Origin of the sequence: Geobacillus sp. ZGt-1 (assembly GCF_001026865.1) — a bacterium.
In the GTDB taxonomy this organism is placed as follows: Bacteria; Bacillota; Bacilli; order Bacillales; family Anoxybacillaceae; genus Geobacillus; species Geobacillus thermoleovorans.
This window is the reverse complement of record NZ_LDPD01000008.1, coordinates 33,175-34,543: the sequence shown is the minus strand read 5'-3', so window position 1 is coordinate 34,543 and position 1,369 is coordinate 33,175. Positions and strand designations below refer to the sequence as shown.

Annotated in this window: 2 protein-coding genes and 1 pseudogene; all 3 read right to left on the bottom strand. The window is 38.9% G+C overall.

Features of this window, described 5'->3' with window-relative positions:
* Positions 1 to 711 (bottom strand): ZIP family metal transporter (locus tag VU18_RS02360; protein WP_047757587.1); only part of this gene is annotated, 711 nt, incomplete at its 3' end.
* Between the two features lie 136 nt (positions 712 to 847).
* Positions 848 to 1,037, bottom strand: a pseudogene (locus VU18_RS18835) (PCYCGC motif-containing (lipo)protein); the annotation flags it as partial.
* A 1-nt stretch (position 1,038) separates the two neighbouring features.
* Positions 1,039 to 1,321: PCYCGC domain-containing protein (locus VU18_RS18830; RefSeq protein WP_236687253.1), on the bottom strand; the 283-nt coding region annotated here is incomplete at its 3' end.
* Between the last annotated feature and the right edge of the window lie 48 nt (positions 1,322 to 1,369).

The following is a 1,369-nucleotide window of genomic DNA, read 5'->3' as shown; positions in this document are numbered from 1 at the left end:
CAAGTAAAATGAAACCAATATAAAACCGATTATAGCCATGATAACACAGTATATTTTGGTAGATGCGCGTAAAGCTGTTCCAAAAATTTCTTTTCCCGTCACGGAAAGCATTACCCCCATCGCCAATGCGATAATCATTGCTACTAACCAAGGAACCCCCATTCCGTAATTGCTTCCGATGAATGCTCCAACTCCTATGGGGGCGGAGGCTATGGTTGCCCCAAGTATGATGCTGAGAATTCCAAACCCAGCCATCAGCAAGGGAGTAAAAACAGCAATACCTTCTGGAATATTGTGAAGCATGATCGCAGTCATCATTGGTTTAGTCAATGAATCGTGAGTATTGGCTCCAAGTGCGATGCCTGTTGGAAAATTGTGTAGGGCAATACTGAATGTTAAAAATAGACCAGAATGTACAAATAAGTCTTTTTTAGCGTCATTGGTAATAATGATCACATGATGGGAAACCTTTTCTAGATGCTTATAAATAAAATAACCAAAAATCAATCCGACAATAGCAATAAACCAACCTCCAATTTCTATGCTTTCAGGCAAAATTTCCATCGCGACCAGTCCAAATATCATACCACTACATACTGAAAAAATGGTTGGCGTTCCTTTTTGCCAGCCTTTAAACAACCAAGCAATCACTCCGCCAGATAACATTCCAATAGCAGAAGCAGAAAACCCTAAAAGCCAAAGTGAGTTCATCCATCATCCCCCTTGTACTAAGTTGTCTTTACTTTTATATCTGCCAAACTTATAAAATATGCCTTAAGAAAACAAAAAATCCTCCACCGTGGGAGGATTGTAAAGCCTTCGTTTTCGGAAAAGTGAGGTTTGTTTATTATAAAGGCATTGGAGTTTTAGTTGGTTTTGCGTAACCTTCTTTGTACTTTTCATCAATGTAATGGCGAATTTCCTTTATAGACTTACCTTCTTGTTTCATTTTAATGGATTCCGCTGCGATTTGTAAGCAAACACCACAACGAGTACCGTGGTCATCCCAGACAACAGAACCATCTTTATTGATTTTTNTGACAAAGCAATTCATACTACTTTTATGTCCCGCACTCTCGGCACAACCGCAATAACAAGGAATCCATTGTAACAACTCTATTGATTTGCCAGCAGCTTGATATACCAAGCGGACCTCTTCACTTTGACCTTTCAAAAAGGTCGGTAAAACGTCAGCAGAAGCAGTTTTTTCTTGCAAATCCCCATTGGAAGAATGCTCTTGATGTGATTGTTCTTTATTGGAACTGCAAGCCGAAATGATCAAAGTGAGCAGAAGTAAAACAATCATTCCCTTATATTTCATCCTTGTCACCTCTTATAACATTAGACATGACTAATATATCATAAGGGG